The 17,099-nt window shown below is 72.2% G+C and carries 15 protein-coding genes; 1 reads left to right on the top strand and 14 read right to left on the bottom strand.

Annotated features, from left to right (window positions below; translation table 11 throughout):
- The first annotated feature begins 92 nt into the window (after positions 1-92).
- Entirely contained in the window at positions 93-2,504 is a 2,412-nt protein-coding gene (locus tag ASC65_RS09675; RefSeq protein WP_056452029.1) for a PAS domain-containing sensor histidine kinase, read from the top strand.
- A 30-nt stretch (positions 2,505-2,534) separates the two neighbouring features.
- Here ASC65_RS09675 and ASC65_RS09680 read toward each other — a convergent pair whose 3' ends face one another.
- From ASC65_RS09680 to ASC65_RS09745, 14 genes are all read right to left on the bottom strand, one after another.
- Positions 2,535-3,047: a periplasmic heavy metal sensor gene (locus ASC65_RS09680; RefSeq protein ID WP_056452032.1), complete on the bottom strand. Its 513-nt coding sequence runs from the start codon at positions 3,045-3,047 to the stop codon at positions 2,535-2,537.
- Positions 3,044-3,469, bottom strand: coding sequence for a hypothetical protein (locus tag ASC65_RS09685; RefSeq protein WP_235561466.1), 426 nt, complete (start codon positions 3,467-3,469; stop codon positions 3,044-3,046). Before ASC65_RS09685 ends, ASC65_RS09680 begins: the two co-directional genes overlap by 4 nt.
- On the bottom strand, positions 3,466-4,029 hold the full coding sequence (locus ASC65_RS09690; protein WP_056452681.1) for an RNA polymerase sigma factor: 564 nt from the start codon (positions 4,027-4,029) through the stop codon (positions 3,466-3,468). Before ASC65_RS09690 ends, ASC65_RS09685 begins: the two co-directional genes overlap by 4 nt.
- 64 nt (positions 4,030-4,093) lie before the next feature.
- On the bottom strand, positions 4,094-4,759 hold the full coding sequence (locus tag ASC65_RS09695) for an EF-hand domain-containing protein (protein ID WP_056452035.1): 666 nt from the start codon (positions 4,757-4,759) through the stop codon (positions 4,094-4,096).
- A 67-nt stretch (positions 4,760-4,826) separates the two neighbouring features.
- Positions 4,827-7,712 carry a bifunctional [glutamine synthetase] adenylyltransferase/[glutamine synthetase]-adenylyl-L-tyrosine phosphorylase gene (locus tag ASC65_RS09700; RefSeq protein WP_056452036.1) on the bottom strand — a complete coding sequence of 962 codons (2,886 nt, stop codon included), beginning with the start codon at positions 7,710-7,712 and terminating at the stop codon, positions 4,827-4,829.
- Positions 7,709-8,143 (bottom strand): acetyltransferase, encoded by a 435-nt coding sequence (locus ASC65_RS09705; RefSeq protein ID WP_056452037.1) that lies wholly within the window; start codon positions 8,141-8,143, stop codon positions 7,709-7,711. The genes ASC65_RS09700 and ASC65_RS09705 overlap by 4 nt, the downstream gene beginning before the upstream one ends.
- Complete coding sequence (locus ASC65_RS09710; RefSeq protein ID WP_056452038.1) at positions 8,140-9,549, bottom strand: sensor histidine kinase; 1,410 nt, start codon at positions 9,547-9,549, stop codon at positions 8,140-8,142. Before ASC65_RS09710 ends, ASC65_RS09705 begins: the two co-directional genes overlap by 4 nt.
- A gap of 3 nt (positions 9,550-9,552) precedes the next feature.
- Positions 9,553-10,224: a response regulator transcription factor gene (locus ASC65_RS09715; protein ID WP_056452041.1), complete on the bottom strand. Its 672-nt coding sequence runs from the start codon at positions 10,222-10,224 to the stop codon at positions 9,553-9,555.
- A gap of 88 nt (positions 10,225-10,312) precedes the next feature.
- The gene (locus ASC65_RS09720) at positions 10,313-11,845 is read right to left on the bottom strand and encodes a trypsin-like peptidase domain-containing protein (protein ID WP_056452684.1); all 1,533 of its coding nucleotides are present in this window, start codon (positions 11,843-11,845) and stop codon (positions 10,313-10,315) included.
- A gap of 112 nt (positions 11,846-11,957) precedes the next feature.
- A complete protein-coding gene (locus ASC65_RS09725) occupies positions 11,958-12,449 on the bottom strand; it encodes a cytochrome c-type biogenesis protein (protein WP_235561467.1) in 492 nt (163 codons plus the stop codon).
- Positions 12,446-14,431, bottom strand: a complete 1,986-nt coding sequence (locus tag ASC65_RS09730; protein ID WP_056452044.1) for a heme lyase CcmF/NrfE family subunit — start codon at positions 14,429-14,431, stop codon at positions 12,446-12,448. Before ASC65_RS09730 ends, ASC65_RS09725 begins: the two co-directional genes overlap by 4 nt.
- Positions 14,428-14,892 (bottom strand): cytochrome c maturation protein CcmE, encoded by a 465-nt coding sequence (gene ccmE, locus ASC65_RS09735; RefSeq protein WP_056452047.1) that lies wholly within the window; start codon positions 14,890-14,892, stop codon positions 14,428-14,430. The genes ASC65_RS09730 and ccmE overlap by 4 nt, the downstream gene beginning before the upstream one ends.
- Positions 14,889-15,692 (bottom strand): c-type cytochrome biogenesis protein CcmI, encoded by an 804-nt coding sequence (gene ccmI, locus ASC65_RS09740; RefSeq protein WP_235561468.1) that lies wholly within the window; start codon positions 15,690-15,692, stop codon positions 14,889-14,891. Before ccmI ends, ccmE begins: the two co-directional genes overlap by 4 nt.
- Before the next feature lie 37 nt (positions 15,693-15,729).
- A complete protein-coding gene (locus tag ASC65_RS09745) occupies positions 15,730-17,091 on the bottom strand; it encodes a hypothetical protein (protein WP_056452053.1) in 1,362 nt (453 codons plus the stop codon).
- Positions 17,092-17,099: the final 8 nt, after the last annotated feature.

Genomic DNA, 17,099 nt, shown 5'->3' on the forward strand with positions numbered 1-17,099 from the left:
GAAAGCGACCGCTACGGCCAAGCAAGCCTCGACAGTAATCCGCGACGCAGCCTAGATTCGGCCAACGTCGTCGAATCGTCCGGGAGAGCGCCTTGCGGGGCAATGAGCGCCGCCTAACGTCGCAAGGACGGCGCGCGGGCGACCGGCGCAAGGGCGCGCCCGCGTGGGTGCGCATCGCCATCCTCGCGGTTACGCTCGCTCTTGCCGCCTACGTGCTGCTGTTCGCCCGTGAAGCGGCCCGCCCGGGCCAGGAGGCCGACGCCCTTCGCTCGGTCGCCGTCGACCGCGAAGCCCGGCTGCTGGCGCTGGAGCTGGAATCCCGCCTCGCCCCCGTCGAAGCCGCCGTCCGCGCCGCCGCCGGCGCGCCGGATCAGGCTGAAGCCCTGCGCCGCGCCCGCGCCGCCGCCCCGGGTCAAGCCTTCGCTGTGATCGACGCCGACGGCGGCGTTCTGGCCGCCAACGGCGCCCCGCCCCAGGCCTTCGCCCCCGCCCCCGGCAAGCCGCGTCTGGCCGCGGACGGCAGCGGCCTGTTGATCTTCGAACCGCTCGCCGACGGGACCCAGCTGGCCGGTCGCGCGCCGATGCCCCCTCTGCAGAGCCGCGACGGCATCGACCTGTGGGTGTTGTCGGGCCCCAGCACGGTGCTGGCCGGCGGTGCGGGCGCCGATCCGGCGGCGCTGTCGCTGGCGCGCGAACCCGCCGACGGTCGCGGCCAGGGCCAGACGCTGACCGCAAACGGGTCGGCCATCCAGCGCAGCACGGCGGCCGTCGGCGAGACCGGACTGATCGCCGCGGCCTCGATGCCGGTCAAGCGCGGGGCCGGGGCCCTGTTGGACGACGTCTGGGTGCTGTCGGCGCCGTTCGCCCTCTTCGTCCTGGTCGCTCTGCTGGTGCTGCTGATGCAGCGCCGCCAGCAGGGCATCAGCCGCGAATGGGCGGCGTCGGAACGGCGCTTCCGCGGGGCGGTCGAGGCGGCCAAATGCGGCGTCTGGGATTGGGACCTGGAAGCCGACCAGATCATGATCTCGGACTATATGGCCGACCTGATGGGCCTGCCCCGCACCGGATTGGTGACCTCCGAGGCCCTGATGGAGCGGATCCACCCGCGCTACCGCCAGGCGGTGGCTCATGCGGTGCGGCAGGCCGAGACCTTCGGCGACTTCGAGGTCAGCTTCCCGGTGCCGGACGAAAACGGCCGGGCCCGCTGGATGGACGTGCGCGGCCAGGCTCGCGGCGAACGCGGGACGCAGGGCTACACCTCGATCGTCGGGGTGGCGCTGGACACGACCGAAGCGCGGCGCGCCAAGGCCCAGGCTCAGGCCGCCGAGAGCCGCCTGCGTGACGGCATCGAGAGCGTCTCGGACGCCTTCGTCCTGTTCGACAAGCACGGCCGCCTGATCCTGTCGAACCAGGCCTTCGAGGACGCCTTCAACTTCGCGCCGGGCCTGGTGCGCAAGGGAGCCATGAAGCAGGAGCTGAACCGCATCGCCGGCCTGGCCATCAAGTCCGAACAGCCGGCGCCGGGCGGTCGGGCGGGCGCGCGCGAGGTCGAGCTGCACGACGGTCGCTGGCTGCAGCTGGTCGAGCGCTTCACCTCAGACGGCGGCTCAGTGGTCTCGGCCGCCGACATCACGGCGATCAAGAATAAAGAGGCCGAACGCCAGCGCGCCACCGAACGACTGCACCTGACGATCACCGAGCTGGAGAAGCGCGAGGAGCAGCTGTCGCAGTTGGCCCGGAAGTACGAGATCGCCATGATCCGGGCCGAGGCGGCGAACCAGGCCAAGTCCGAGTTCCTGGCCAATATGAGCCATGAGCTGCGCACCCCGCTGAACGCCATCAACGGCTTCTCGGAGATCATGCAGGGCGAGATGTTCGGCCCGCTGGGGGATCAGCGCTACAAGGGCTATGCCGGCGACATCCTCAAGTCCGGACAGCATCTGCTCAGCCTGATCAACGACATCCTGGACATGGCCAAGATTGAGGCCGGCAAGGCGACGCTGCACTACGAGCCGGTCTCGGTGAAGGAGGTCGTCGAGGACGCCGCCCGCCTGATGCGCGGCCGGGTCGAGGAAGCGGGCCTGCGTCTCCTGGTCGACGCGCCCGAGCTGCCGCCGATCGAGGCCGACCATCGCGGCCTGAAGCAGGTGGTGCTGAACCTGCTGTCGAATGCAGTGAAGTTCACGCCCGTGGGCGGCCAGATCGTGGTCTCGGTGTCGCGCCGGGACGGCGACCGGGTTCGCGTGGCGGTGACCGACACGGGCATCGGCATCGCCCATGAGGACCTGCCGCGTCTGGCCCGTCCGTTCGAGCAGGTCGAAGGCCAGCATTCCAAGACCACCCAGGGCACCGGCCTGGGCCTGGCCCTGTCCAAGTCGCTGATCGAGCTGCACGGCGGCGCCCTGGACATCCAGAGCGAGCCGGGACGGGGCACCACCGTCAGCTTCGACGTGCCGGTCCGCCGCCCGGCGGAGACGACCGCGACGGCCGCACGCGCGGCCTGATCCGGCTCAGACGGTCAGACAGTCGGAAGATCAGGGGCGCGGCTGCGGCGGCGCTTCCGGACGCGGCGCCCGGGGTTCGCCGGCGGCGGCAGTGCGGCCGCGACGGGTCAGGATCACGGCCAGCGCCTTGCGGTCATCCGCCTCCAACGTGCCGAGCAGGGCCACGGCGTCGGTCTCCATCCGGGTCCGACCGCGCATTTCCGCGGCGGTGGATTCGTCCAGCAGGGTGCGGATGCGCACCGGGTCCAAAGGACCGGTCTCGGCGAGGCTGACAGCCTCGCGGCGCTTCTGGCGGGCTTCATCGAAGTCCGGCTTGGCGGCCAGCGCCGAGGCCCGGATCGAAGTGCGGACGCGCTGGCGCACCTCCGGATCGACGTGACTGACCAGCGTCATCATCGAGGCGTCACGGGGTGCCCCGCGCTGGTCCTCGACCCGTTGCTCGACTCGATCCCGGCCGATCAGAAGGGTGGCGCCGGCGGCGACGGCGAACAGGTTCAGGGCCACCGAGGCGGCCAGGGCGATCTTCAGCGCGCGCGGGCTCAACCCAGCACCTCCGTGTCGTCCATGCCCAGCAACGAAGCCTGATAGAGCACCGCATCGGCCTGGACGTCGGCGGTCAGGTGTCCGGTCAGAACCACGCCCGCGACCACCCCTGCGGCCGCGGCCGCGGCCCAGCCGGCGCCGAAGGCGAGGCCGAGGCGGTTGGCCCACCGGCGACCGGCCCGCGGCGCTGCGCCGGCGGCGGCGATGACCCGGTCGCGCAGGGCGATGGAGACCTGGGGCGTCGGCGAGCGATGCAACAGGGCGTCCAGGTCGTCGGCCTCGGCCAGCGCCGGCCCTGCGACCTCGGGGTGGGCAGTTGCAAACGCCTCGGCCGAGGCGCGGTCGGTCTCCGGCCAGCGGCGCCGATCGGCTCCGTAGGCTTCGACCAGGGCGATGAAGCGTTCGGGCGTCATCTCGATCATACTCCCTCGGCGCCCGGCCGATGCTCGGCCAGCGCCAGTCTCAACGCCCGCCGTCCTCTGGACAGCAGGCTCTCCAGGGCCTCGACGCTGACGTCCATCAACGCGGCGGCCTCGATGTTGGATAGTTCCTGATAGTGACACAGCACGATGGCCTCGCGCTGGCGATCCGGCAAGGCGGCCAGGGCTCGATTGACCGCTGCGCCGGTGTCGGCGGCGAGCAGGCCGCGATCGGGTGCAGGGCCGTCGTCGGGCCGCTCGGGCACGGCGTCGGTCAGGGTCTCGCGTTTTCGACGCAGGCGGTCATAGCAAAGGTTCAGGCCCACGCGGTGCAGCCAGGTGTCGAACTTGGCCTTGCCCGGCGCCCAGCGCGGGGCCTGACGCCAGGCCCGGACCAGGGCTTCCTGGGCGACATCCTCGGCCTCGACCGAGTCCCCGAGCATGCGCTGGGCGAGCGCCAGCATGCGCGGCAGCTTGCGCGCGACCATGGCCTGAATGGCCGCGGGGTCGCCTTGACCCACGCGGCGCACCAGATCCTCGTCGGGGTCGGCGAAAGTCGCCATCCGGCCTCGTGCGAACGTTCCCTGGAGGCCGAGATGGTCGAGGACCGCGGCGCCCATCATCTGCTTACTCCGAAGCGGGCGCCGGAAGCGACGGTTGCGATGCTTGTCCGGCCACGCGACGTTCGCGGCGATGCTCGCGCATCTCCTGTCGGCCGGCGCGGCGCTCTTCAGCGGTCAGATAGCCGTCGCGATCGGCGTCCAGGCGGGTGAAAGCCTCGGCGGCCTTGGCCTGAGCCTCGGCGATGTCCACCGGTCCGCGTGCGTCCATGCGGGCGCCCATCCGCTCCGGACCACCGCGTCGGTGGGCGCGATGCCCGCGCTGGCCGCGATGCTCGCCCCGAGCCTCGCCCCGAGCCTCGCCCCCGGCATCGCCACGCGCTTCACGGGCGGCGTCGAACTCAGCGCGGGTGACCGAGCCGTCGTCATTGGCGTCCATGCGATCAAAGCGCAGGGCGGCGTGTTCCGCGCGGCGAGCCTCGCCGGCGGCCCGGAACTCCGCCGGGGTCACCGAGCCGTCGCGGTCGACGTCGGCGACCGCCAGACGATCGACCCGGGCCTGGACGAACTCCGCCTGGCTGAGGCGCTGGTCGCCGTCGGCGTCTGCGCGCACGCGGTCCGGACGATCCTGAGCGACGGCGGTCGACGCGGGCTCGGCCCGAGCGAACGCAAGACCGCCCGCCACGGCGGCGATGAGGGCGGCGGCGCCGCCAGCCAGAATGGCCTTGTTCATTCGTTGATCTCCACAGCCGCCGAACGCGGCCAGTCACGTCCCTGTCGAAGATCAAACGCCGGTCGCTTCACTCTCCGTCGCTGCCCGGAACCGGGGCGGGCGGGAGCGCTGTCTCGAAGGCGGTGCGGGCGGCCGTGCGCACCTCGCTCAGGCGGGCGCGCAGGGCGTCGAAGTCATCGAGGCCGGCGGCCTGGGCCAGCCGGTCGCGGAAGCGCTCGGGCTCGTCTTCCGGATTGGGCCGGTCGTCGAAGGCGGCGCCGAGGATCTGGCTCAGCGACTGCTGCAGCCGCCAGGCCTCCGCCAGATCCGGGTCATCGGCCAGGGCCTCAAGGGTGGACACGGTCAGGGGGCCGCCCGTCGCGGCCTTGGCCAACTGGCCGACCTGGGCCACGAATTCGGCGTCCACCTGACCGCCGGGGGCCAGCTTCAGGTCCCAGTCGCCCTGCCCCGGCCGCTCGCGGGCCATCAGGTCGCGCATGCGGCGGGCGTCGGCGGCGACGTCCACGCCGGGCCTCGGACGGCGCAGGATGCCCTCGAGCGCCGCGGCGGCGCGGGCCCCGAAGGCGGGATCGTCAGCCCAGACGATGCGGGCCCGTGTCAGGGCCATAAACTCCCAGGTGTCGGCCTCCTGGGCGTAATACTCCTCGACCGCCGAAAGCCGCAGCGACACCGGCCCCTTGGCCGCGCCGGGACGCAGCCGCATGTCGACCTCGTAGAGGCCGCCCTCGGCCGTGTGCGCCGAAAGGGCCGCGATCAGCCGCTGGGTGAAGCGGGAATAGAACACCCCGGGGGCCCAGCCCTTGCCGTCGGAGACGACGTCGGCCGGGGCGTCGTAGACGGTCATCAGGTCGAGGTCGGAGCTGGCCGTCATCTCGCGCGAGCCGGCCTTGCCGAGGGCCACCACGGCGACGGCGCCGCCCGGCAGGGCCCCGCCCTGGCGCACGGTCTCGGCCATGGCGGCGGGGGCCAGGGCGGCCAGGCAGGCGTCGGCGATGGCCGTGTAGGCCCGGCCGGCGGCCTCGGGCCCGGCGCGGCCGGTCAGGGTCTGGACGCCGATGCGGAACATCTGCTCGCGGTGAACGCGGCGCACGACGTTGAGGGCCGCCTCGAAGTCCGGGGCGGCGGCCGTATCCTCCAGCATCTGGTCGGTGACGCCGGAGTCTTCCTCGATGCCTCGGGCGAAGCGGGCGTCGAGCATGCTGTCCAGCGCCGCCGGATAACGGCCCAGCGTCCGGGCCAGGCGCGGGGCGAAAGCCATGACCCCGACGACGAGGTCGAACAGCTTCGGCTGGGCCAGGAACAGGGCCTGGACCTGCACGCCGGCGCTGAGGCCTGAAAAGAAGACGGCGAAGCGGCGGAAGGCGGCGTCCGCGGCGCCGGTCTCGGCCACGGCGGTCAGCAGGCGCGGCGCCAGACGGGTGAACAGCTCGCGTCCCCGCGCCGTCCGGGTGGCGGGGATGCGGCCGTGGTGCCAGCTGCGGATGGTGTCGGCGGCCATGGCCGGGTCGGAGAAACCCATCCGCTCCAAGGTGGCCAGGGTCTCCGGATCGTTCTCGACGCCGGTGAAGACCAGCGAGCCGTAGGGCGAAGACAGCGCCTCCTCACCCTCGAAGAGCTCGCCGTAGCGCCGGTTGACCCCCACCAGCACAGCCTCGACGCCGGCGTCGAAGGCGGCCAGGTCGCCCTCGCCGGCCAGGGCGGCGACGGCGGCCCGACGGACGGGATCGGCGGGGAGGATGTGGGTCTGCTCATCGTCGAGCATCTGCACCCGGTGCTCCAGCCCGCGCAGCTCGACATAGGCGGCGGTCAGCTCGGCGCAGGCCTCGGCGGTCACATGGCCGGCGTCGCGCAGCAGGGCCAAGGCCTCGATGGTGCGCGGGTTGCGCAGGGCCGGGTCGCGGCCGCCGAGGATCAGCTGCTGGGTCTGGGCGAAGAACTCGATCTCGCGGATGCCGCCGCGCCCGAGCTTGAGGTTGGCGCCGGCCGCCTCCAGGCCCTCGCCCGTCTTGTGGACATGGATCTGGCGCTTGATCGACTGGATGTCGAGGATGGCCGGGAAGTCGAGGCTGCGCCGCCAGATGAAGGGGGTCAGGGCCTTGAGGAAGTCGGCGCCCGCCGCCGCGTCGCCGACCACCGGTCGGGCCTTGATGAAGGCGGCGCGCTCCCAGTTCTGGCCCACGCCCTCGTAGTAGGCGAGCGCAAAGGGCACGGCGACGACGGGCGGGGTCGAGGACGGGTCCGGGCGCAGCCGCAGGTCGACGCGGAAGACATAGCCGTCGCCGGTGCGCTCCTGCATCAAGGTAGCGAAGGCCTGGGCGGCGCGGTCGGCGAAGCGCTGCGGCTCGATGCCCTCGGCCAGGGCCGGGATCAGCGCGTCCGGCTCCCAGAACAGGCTGATGTCGATGTCGGAGGAGTAGTTGAGCTCGAAAGCGCCGTGCTTGCCCATGGCGAGGCCGAACAGGCCGGGAATGGGGCCGCGCGGATCGTCGGCGAGGCTCAGCAGCTTGCCGCGCTCGCGCTGATCGTGGGCGACGGCGCGCAGAGCGGCCTGGGCCGAGGCGTCGGCGAAGCGGCTGAGGGCGCCGGTGACCTGATCGAGGTCCCAGCCGCCGCCGAGATCGGCCAGCGCGGTCAGCAGGTGCAGCTCGCCCTTCAGCCGGCGCAGCGGGACCCTGGCGTCGTCGACGCCGCCCTCCAGGCCGTCGGTGTCGGCGAGCACGGCGGTCAAACGGGCGTCGGGCCCCTCTTCGAGGAGGGCGCGCAGCCGGTCGGGCCAGCGGCGGGCGAGGCCGAACAGATAGGGCGAAGCGGCGAACACCGGCGCGAGGGCGGGCCAATGGGCGTCGAGCAGCGGCGACCAGCCCCCCTCCCCGGCCGCCTCGGACAGGCGTTCGCGGGCGCGCTCGGCGGCGTTGGCGTCGACCACGGGCCCGCACGGTTGAAGCGCGCTCATGGCGCCCGCCGCATGTGGATCAGCGGATAGGGTCGCCCTGCGTCGTCGAGCGGCGAGCGGCCGAACGGGGCGAAGCCGAGCCGCACGTAGAAGCCGATGGCCCTGGGGTTCTGCTCGTTGACGTCGACGGTCAGGCCACCCGGATGTTGCGAGGCCGCCTTTTCGATCAAGCTGCGCCCGACGCCGCGGCCGTGGGCCTCCGGATCGACGAACAGGGCCGCGACGTGGCCGCCGTTCATCGCCATGAAGCCCAGCGGACGGTCGGCTTCGTCCACCGCCACCCAGGTGATCAGCGACGGCAGGTGGCGCTGCACCTGGACGTCGATGGCGGTCAGGTCGGCGACGCTGAGGAACTCATGGGTGGCGTGGACCGCGGCGCGCCAGATCGCCAGATTGCGGGCGTCGTCGTCAGGGCGCGGCCGGCGGATCATCCCGCGGCCGGGGGAATGACCAGCGCCACCCGCAGGCCGGGGCCGAACCCGCCGTAGGCGCCGGGGCCCTCGTCCAGCTGGACGCGGCCGCCATGGGCCTCGAGCACGGCTACGACCAGCGACAGGCCGAGTCCCGAGCCGGCCTCGGAGCGGCTGTTGTCGAGGCGGACGAAGCGCTGGATGACGCGGTCGCGGTCGGCCTCGGGCACGCCGGGGCCGGTGTCGGTGACCGAGAACTCGATCTCGCCCGAGCTACGGCGGCGGGCGCGCAGCATGACCGCCCCGCCGGCGGGCGTGTACTTGATCGCGTTGTCGATGACGTTTGCGAGCGCCTGGGCCAGGAAGGGCTGGTTGGCCTCGACCATCAGGCCGCGCTCGATCTCGGCCGAGAATTCGATGCCCTTGTCCTCGGACGCCGGCTCGTAGAGCTCGGCCATGTCGGCGGCGAGATCCGCGGCGTCGAACAGAGCCGGATCGGGCGTGTGGCCCGCCGCCGCCTGGAGCCGGGCGATGGCCAGGACGGTGTTGAAGGTCTTCAGCAGGTTGTCGGCTTCGTCGAGCGCGATCTGCAGGGCGTCGACGCCGTTGATCTTGCCCGCTTCGGCGTCGATCAGCGCCACCTCCAGCTTGGCCCGCATGCGGGTCAGCGGCGAGCGCAGGTCGTGAGCGATGGCGTCGCCGGCGTGGCGGATCGAGGCCATCGAGCCTTCCAGCCGGTCCAGCATGGTGTTCAACCCCTGGCCCAGCTCGTCCAGTTCGTCGCCGGAGCCGCGCACCGGGGCCCGCGCCTTGAGGTCGCCGTCCTGCACCGCCGTGACCACCCGGTTGAGCCGGCCCATCGAGCGTTCGAGGTTGCGGCTGACCAGCAGACCGCCGCCCAGTCCGAGCAGCAGGACGATGCCCATCGAACCCCAGAGCGCCTGCGTCAGGCGGCCGAGGTAGCGCTCGGTGTCGCCCAGCGAGCGGCCGACGAACAGCATCTCGCCGCCGGACAGCTTCACCTGCACCCCACGCACCTGCGGTCGCGTCACCCGCCCCTCGGCGTCGGTGTCGGTGAAGGGGAAGGTGATCCACTGCCGTTGACCGGACATGGTCTCGATCGGCGACTGGCTGAGGCTGCCCGTGGTGGTGCGCCCCTGCTTGTCGAGCAGCAGGTACAGGAAGGTGCTGCGCGTCAGCGAGCGGTCGATCAAGGCCCGGTTCAGGGCGTCGAAGCCGCGTGCGTCATAGATGCCGACGAGATCCTGCATCTCGCCGCGCACCTCGCGCTCGGCGTTGACCCGCGCCTCGGAGGCGGAGGCGAAATAGACATAGGCCAGGATGGCGCTGGCCGCGGCGGCGAACAGCGCAAGGAAGAGCAGCGTCAGCCGGAAGGGCGTTCGGCGGAGGAGAGAGGGCAGGCGCATCGCTTAGGCTTCTAAGCGATACCCCGCCCCGCGCACCGTCTGCAGCATGGCCTTGTCGAAGCCCTTGTCGATCTTGGCGCGCAGGCGGCTGATGTGGACGTCGATGACGTTGGTCTGAGGGTCGAAGTGATACTCCCAGACCTTCTCCAGCAGCATGGTGCGGGTCACCGACTGGCCGGCGTGGCGCATCAGGAACTCGAGCAGCTGGAACTCGCGCGGCTGGAGGTCGATCTCCTTGCCTTCGCGGTGCACGGTGCGGGCGATGAGGTTCATCTCCAGGTCGCCGACCTTGAGCATGGTGGCGACCGAGCCGGTTTCGCGGCGGCGGGCGAGGGCCTCGACGCGGGCGATCAGCTCGGAAAAGGCGTAGGGCTTGACGAGGTAGTCGTCGGCGCCGGCCTTGAGACCCATGACACGGTCCTCGACCTCGCCCAGGGCGGACAGGAACAGCACCGGGGTCTGGTCGCCGTCCTTGCGCAGGGTCTCGACCATGCCGATGCCGTCCAGGCGGGGCATCATGCGGTCGACCACATAGACGTCGTAGCCCCCCTTTTGGGCCTCCAGCAGACCAAAGGCGCCGTCGACGGCGTGGGTCGGCTCGTGACCGGCCTCGGTCAGGCCCCGGACCATGGCGGTCGCGGCTTCAGCGTCGTCCTCGACCACCAGAATTCGCATCGATCAGTCCCCCATAACGAGAATCGCCGCCGATGTTAGCGCATCGGCGGCGATCAAGGCAGTTAAGCGTTGTTCAGGTTCAGAAAGCTCATTCGTCGAACTTTAGCGGCACCACGACCGTGCCCTGAGGGGTGCGGACGAAGAGGCCCACGCTGGGTCGGCCCGAGCGCTTGACCGCCTCGACGGCGGCGCGGACGTCGGCCGGGGTCGAGACATTGCGGTTGTCGACGCGGGTGATCACCAGGCCCGGCACGAGGCCCAGGCTGGAGGCGGGGGTGCCACGCTCGACGCCGGTGACGAGGACGCCGGTGACGTCCTCCGGCACATCGTAGCGAGAGCGCAGCGCCGGGGTCAGGGCGGAGACCGTCAGACCCTCGACCGTCTCGCCCTGCGGCGTGGCCGGCTGGCCCGGAACGCGCGGCGTGGCGCCGCCATCCTGCTGGGCGTTGAGTTCGGTTTCCGACGGGCGGGTGCCCGAGCGGACCTCCAGGTTGCGGCGGCGGCCGTCGCGGAGGACCTCTAGGCGGATGGTGTCGCCGGGGCGGGCGCGGCCGACCTCACGGGTGGCTTCCGTGCTGTTCTCGACGGCGCGGCCGTTGACCGACACCAGCAGGTCGCCGATCTCGACGCCGGCGCGATCCGCCGGGCCGTCGGGGGTGATGGTGTCGACGTAGGCGCCCTTGAAGTCGCGCGGCTGGCCGAGCGATTCCCAGACCTCCGGCGAGAAGGTGCGCAGGCCCAGGCCGACGTAGCCGCGGGCGATGCTTTCGCCGCGCATCAGCCGGTCGGTGATCGGCTTGGCGACCGAAGCCGGGATGGCGAAGCCGATGCCGACCGAGCCGCCGGTCTCGGAATAGATCGACGAGTTCACGCCGATGACGCGACCGTAGATGTCGAAGGTCGGGCCGCCCGAGTTGCCGCGGTTGATGGCGGCGTCGATCTGCAGATAGTCGACATAGGCGCTGTCGACGCCGCGGCCCATGGCCGAGACGATGCCCGCTGTGGCCGTGCCGCCGAGGCCGAACGGATTGCCGACGGCGATGACCCAGTCGCCGACGCGGGGCTGGGCCTGTTCCTCGAAGGAGACGAACGGGAAGTCCGTGCCCTCGACCTTGATTACGGCCAGGTCGGTGGCCTCGTCGCGGCCGACGACGCGAGCCGGCAGCTCGCGCTCGTCCGCCAGGCGGACGGTGATTTCGACCGCGTCGGCGACCACGTGGTTGTTGGTGACGATGTAGCCGTCGGCGGAAACGAAGAAGCCGGAGCCGGCGCCCAGGGCGGTGGCGCCTTCGTCCTCCTCGGCGCCCTCCTCGCCTTCCGGCAGCGGGATGGCGGGCAGGCCGGGGATCAACTGCATCGAGCGCGGGCGCTGGATGCGCGACTTGACGTCGATCTGCACCACGGCCGGGGCGACCTGCTGGAAGATGTCGGCGAAGCTGAGCGGCGCGCCCTGCGGCGGAGCGAAGGCGAGGCCGCCGTTGTTCGGGGTCAGGCGGCCCGAGGCGCCGGCCACGGGGCCGGCCTCGGCCGCAGGCCAGTCGATCACGCCTCCGGCCGTCGCGGCCGCGGCCACGGTGAGGCCGGCGACGGCCCCGAGCATGAACTCCTTGCGCTTCAGCATGGGCGTCGAATGATCCTTTTGTCGGATGCGGCGCATCCGGTGAGTCCGTTCAATATAAGGGTCTGAACGGCCATGACCAACGCTGATGCGCGATCAAGGCTCCAGCCGGACGTCAGTCGTCAGACGGCTTTGCGTCAGCATCGGGGCGATGCGCGCTTCCGGACACGATATCGGCGAGCCGGGCCTCTTCCTCGGCCGTCAGGGGCTCGGTTTCGACCCGGCGGCGACGGGCGAGCAGCAGCAGAAAGGCGCCCACGGCCAGCAGAGCGGCCAGGGGGCCGAACCACAGCAGCCAGGTGCCGGCGCGGACCGGAGGCTTGAACAGCACGAAGTCGCCGTAGCGGCGCACGAGGTCCTGTTTGATCTCCGCGTCGCTGCGGCCGGTGGCGATTTCCTCGCGGACGAGCCGGCGCATGTCGGCGGCGATCATCGCCGGGCTGTCGGCGATGGCCTCGTGCTGGCAGACGACGCAGCGGATGTCGGCGAACAGGGCCTTGGCGCGCGCCTCCTGGGCGGCGTCGGGCAGCGGCCGGTCTGCGATCGGCGCCGGTTCGGCGGCCATCAGGCCGACGGCGGCAAGGGCGATCAGCAAGGCGCGCTTCACGAGGCCGCTCCCTTGCGGCCGGCGGCGAGGCGCAGGCGGCGGTCGAACAGGCTGAGCGCCCCGCCCAGGGCCATGATGGCCGGTCCCAGGAAGATCAACCGCGCCCAGGGATTCCACCACACGCGCACGCTCCACGCCGGGGCGCCGGCCTCGGTGCGGCCGCGCTCGCCCAACACGACGTAGACGTCGTCCAGGCCGCGGAAATCGAGGCCGACTTCGGTGGTCGTCTGGCCGCCGGCCGGGAAGAAACGGCGCTCCGCGGTGACCTGGCGCGGCGCGGCGCCGTCGACCGTATCGATGGTCAGGCGGCCCTGTTCGGCCAGGTAGTTCGGGCCCTCGACGATCTTCACCTCATCCAACCGCACGACCCACTGGCCGGCCTGGACGCTTTCGCCGACCGCCAGCGGACGGGCCGCCTCGACGCGGTAGCCGGTCTCGACCACGGCTCCGAGCACGAAGACGCCCAGCCCGGCGTGGGCCAGAGTCGTGCCCCAGGCGCCGAGCGGCAGGCCCTTGGCGCGGCGCAGGACCTCGGCGAAGGGCGCGCGGAACAGACGGACGCGGTCGGCGGTCTCGCTCAGCGCCCCGAGGATCAGCCAGGCGCCGAGGCCGAGGCCGGCGGCCGACAGCGCGTGGCGCGGCTCGACCAGCGCCCAAGCGGCCAGGGCGGCGACGACGGCGAGGCCGAAGGCGACGGACAGGCGCTGGCCGACGCCCTTGAGGTCCCCGCGCTTCCAGGCCAGCAGCGGCCCGGCCGGCAGGATCAGCAGGGCCACGGCCATCAGCGGCACGAAGGTCAGGGCGAAATAGGGCGGGCCGACCGAAATGGTCGCGCCCTGCGCGGCCTCGAGTATCAGCGGATAGAGGGTGCCCAGCAACACCGTCGCACAGGCGGCGGTGAGGAACAGATTGTTCAACACCAGGGCGCCTTCACGGCTGACCGGGGCGAACAGGCCGCCGCCCTTCAGCTGGGGCGCGCGCCAGGCGAACAGGGCGAAGGCCAGGCCGGCCGTGACGCCGAGAATGGCCAGCAGCATCAAGCCGCGCTGCGGGTCGACGGCGAAGGCGTGGACGCTGGTCAGCACGCCCGAGCGAACCAGGAAGGCGCCCAGCATGGAGAAGGTGAAGGCCAGCAGCGCCAGGAAGGTGGTCCAGCCGGCCAGCGCCCCGCGCCGCTCGGTGACCACGGCCGAGTGCAGCAGGGCCGCCCCGGCCAGCCAGGGCATGAAGCTGGCGTTCTCGACCGGGTCCCAGAACCACCAGCCGCCCCAGCCCAGCTCATAGTAGGCCCAGAAGGCGCCGAGGGTGATGCCGACGGTCAGGAAGGCCCAGCTAGCCAGGGCCCAGGGGCGCACCCAGCGGCCCCAGGCGGGCCAGAAGGCGGCGTTGGCCCGGCCTTCGATCAGGGCGGCGACGGCCAGGGAGAAACAGACCGAGAAGCCGACGTAGCCGGCGTAGAGCAGGGGCGGATGGAAGGCGAGCGCCGGGTCCTGAAGCAGCGGGTTCAGCGACGCGCCCTGCAGCGGGGCGGGGTCGAGGCGGGCGAACGGATTGGAAGTGAAGACGGCGAAGGCCAGGAACATCACGCCGAGCAGGCCCTGCACCGCCACGGCGCTGGTCTTCAGTCCGAAGGGCAGGCCGCGGGCGCGCGACAGGACGGCGCCGAAGCCGGTCATGACCAGACACCACAGCACCAGGGAGCCCTCGTGGCTGCCCCAGGCGCCGGCCACCTTGTAGAGCATCGGCTTGTCGGTGTGGCTGTTGGCGGCGACGTTGGCGACCGAGAAGTCGGACACCGCGAAGGCGAAGATCAGCACCAGGAAGGCCACGCCCACGGCGATGGCGGCGGCCAGCGCGGCGCCCTCGGCGGCGCCGGCCAGCACCGGGCTGCGGCGCAGCCGGCCGACCGTGGCCGCGACGGCCTGCAGCGCCGACAGCGCCAGGGCGAGGATCAGGGCGAAGGCCCCCAGTTCGACGATCACGTAGCGGGGCCCTCAGCGGGCCGCCACTCGCCCTTTTCCTTCAGGCGGTCGGCGACTTCGCGCGGCATATAGGTCTCGTCGTGCTTGGCCAGCACCTGGGTGGCGCGGAAGCTGCGGTCGGGCTGGAAGGCGCCTTGGGCCACGATCCCCTGCCCTTCGCGGAACAGGTCGGGCAGGTCGCCGCTGTAGGTCACGCGGGTGGTCGCCGCATTGTCGGTGACGGTGAACGCCACGTCCGAGCCGTGGCGCACCACGCTGCCGACCTCGACCAGGCCGCCCAGGCGGACCACGCGACCCGCCGGAGCCTTGTCGGGCGTGGCCTCCGACGGCGAGAAGAAGAAGGTGACGCTGTCGCGCATGGCGTAGAGCGACAGGCCCACGGCCAGGGCGAGCACCGGCGCCACGGCGAGCAGGATCCACAGTCGGCGGCGCGCCTTGGGCGACTTCGGCAGCCAGCTCATTGCGCACCCCCCGGCATGCGGGCGACCAGGTCGGCGCGGCGCGGATCGTCGGCGGCCAGCGCAGCGATCAGCGGGGTCCACATTTCGCGCACCGTCGCCGCGTCGCCGCGGGCGAGGGCGGCCTCACCCAGGAAGTAGCGGGCGCCGAGCTGCTCCGGGTCGCGCTTCAGGGCTTCGCGGAAGGCGGCCTCGGCGTCGCCGTCGACGGCGCCGTCGCTCATACGGACCAGGCTCTCGCCCAGATGCGACCAGGTGGTGGCGTCGCCGGGTTCGATGGCCAGGACGCGGCGGAAGGCCGAGACGGCCCCGACCGGATCGCCGGCCATGAAGCGGGCGGCGCCGAGCTGGCGCAGGGCCTCGACGTTGTCAGGCTGCTCCTCGACGACACGGCCGATGACGGCGGCCAGCTGCGGGGCCTCCAGCATCTCCGGCGGCATCGTCGTCCATTCGTCGACGCGGCCCTCCCACGGCTGATCGGGCAGGCCCACCTGACCGACGACGGCGTAAAGGCCCAGGGCCGCGGCGACCGTGGCGACGATCCCGCCCAGCACGACCCAGCGGTCACGGCCGCCGGCGCGAACCGGGGCGGAGTCGCGCTGGCCGGCGAGGATGCGGCGGCCGGCCTCCGCGCGCGCGGCGGTCCAGCCGGCTTCGTCGAGCAGGCCGCGAGCCTTTAGCCGATCCAGCTCGGCCAGTTCAGCGGCCGCGGCGGCGGCGGGCACAGGCTCGCCCGCATCCACGCCCTTGCGCGCGCCGGTGAGCACGAGCAGGCCCGCGAGGGCGGCGAGCAGCCCCGTCATGATCCAGAAAACCGTCATCGCCGCGCGATGTAGCCGATCAGGCCGCCCGCGACGAGGGGTTGGGGTCCCCGTTCGGGGCGCCGGCGACCGCGGCGCGGCGACGCACCGTCCGCGCCGCGTCCTTCGCGTCAATCAGATCGAGGCAACGCGCGGCCAGCTCGACGAGGCGCAGGGCGTTGGTCTCGTCCTCGGCCTCGCCGTCGTTGATCATCGACAGGGCCTGGTCGGCGTAGTCGGCGAGGCGGCCGGTCAGGGACTCGACCAGCTTCTTGCGGTCGGACTCGGCGCCGAAGATCGAGGCCGGGCCGCGCACGGCCCCGACCAGCTTGAGCAGGTGGCGCACGGCCTGGACGCTCTCGCCCTGGACCGGCGCGCTGAGCAAGGGCGCCTTGCGGGTCATGCGGCCGACAATCTGGACCCGCTCCAGCGGCAGGGCCTTCTCGACCGAGCGGTCGGCGGCGCGCAGGAAGGCGCTGAGCTGGCCCGCGATGGTCGCCCGCCCGTCACGCACCGACTTGCCCCAGACGCTGAGCGGATTCAGCGTCAGCGTCATGTCGAGCTCGTTGAGCACGTTCGAACACCAGATCAGGTCCTCGATCACCGGATCGACCCCGGCGTTGTCGTCACCCGGCTTGAAGGCGGCGATGCGCGCCACGCGTGCGTCGACGCCGACGATCAGTCGTTCGACGAAGCCGGCCAGCTCGGAGGCGCTCAGGAAGCCCTCACGCCCCGATGAGCCGGAGGTCTGGGTGACGATGCGCAGGATCAGCACCGCGTCGTCGAGGTGCGCGAACAGGATCTCCAGCACCCGCTGGGCGCCGTCGGCGCGCACGGCGGCGCTGTCCTTGAGCAGCAGGCGCAGCTCGGCGATCTGGTCGGCGTCGGGGCGTTTGAGCCAGATCTCGATCGACGGCAGGCCTCGGCGGGCGATGTGGGCCAGGTCGAGGCAGGCGGCCAGCTCGGCCAGGCCGCGCTCGCGCGCGGCGGCGTCGACCGAGGGCGGCCAGACCTCGTCCGGGCGGTCGCGAACGGCGGCGGAGGCGGCCAGGCAGATGCGATCGGCGACAGCGGTCTGATCCGGGCCCTTCTTGTCCAGCCGGGGCAGCAGGTGCGGCTCGCGCGCGGCGGCCAGCTTCCACAGCCGGCGCAGCACCTGCGCGGGGAAGGTGACGCCCTCGACGAAGTCGGCGCGGGGCCGGAACATCGGGATCAGGGGGGCCAGGACGGTGCGGCGGCGGGCGCGGTCGAGGCTCGCCTCGGCCAGCAGGGCTTTCAGCTCGCCCACCCGCTCGCCCTTGAGCCCGCCGATGGCCGCCGTCAGGGTTCCGAGCATGGCGTCAGGCGCCTGCTCGATGAGAGCAGTCATGGCGACACGATGGGCGACAGTCAGCCCGGCCATTCAAAAAC

Source organism: Brevundimonas sp. Root1279 (genome assembly GCF_001425945.1).
In the GTDB taxonomy this organism is placed as follows: domain Bacteria; phylum Pseudomonadota; class Alphaproteobacteria; order Caulobacterales; family Caulobacteraceae; genus Brevundimonas.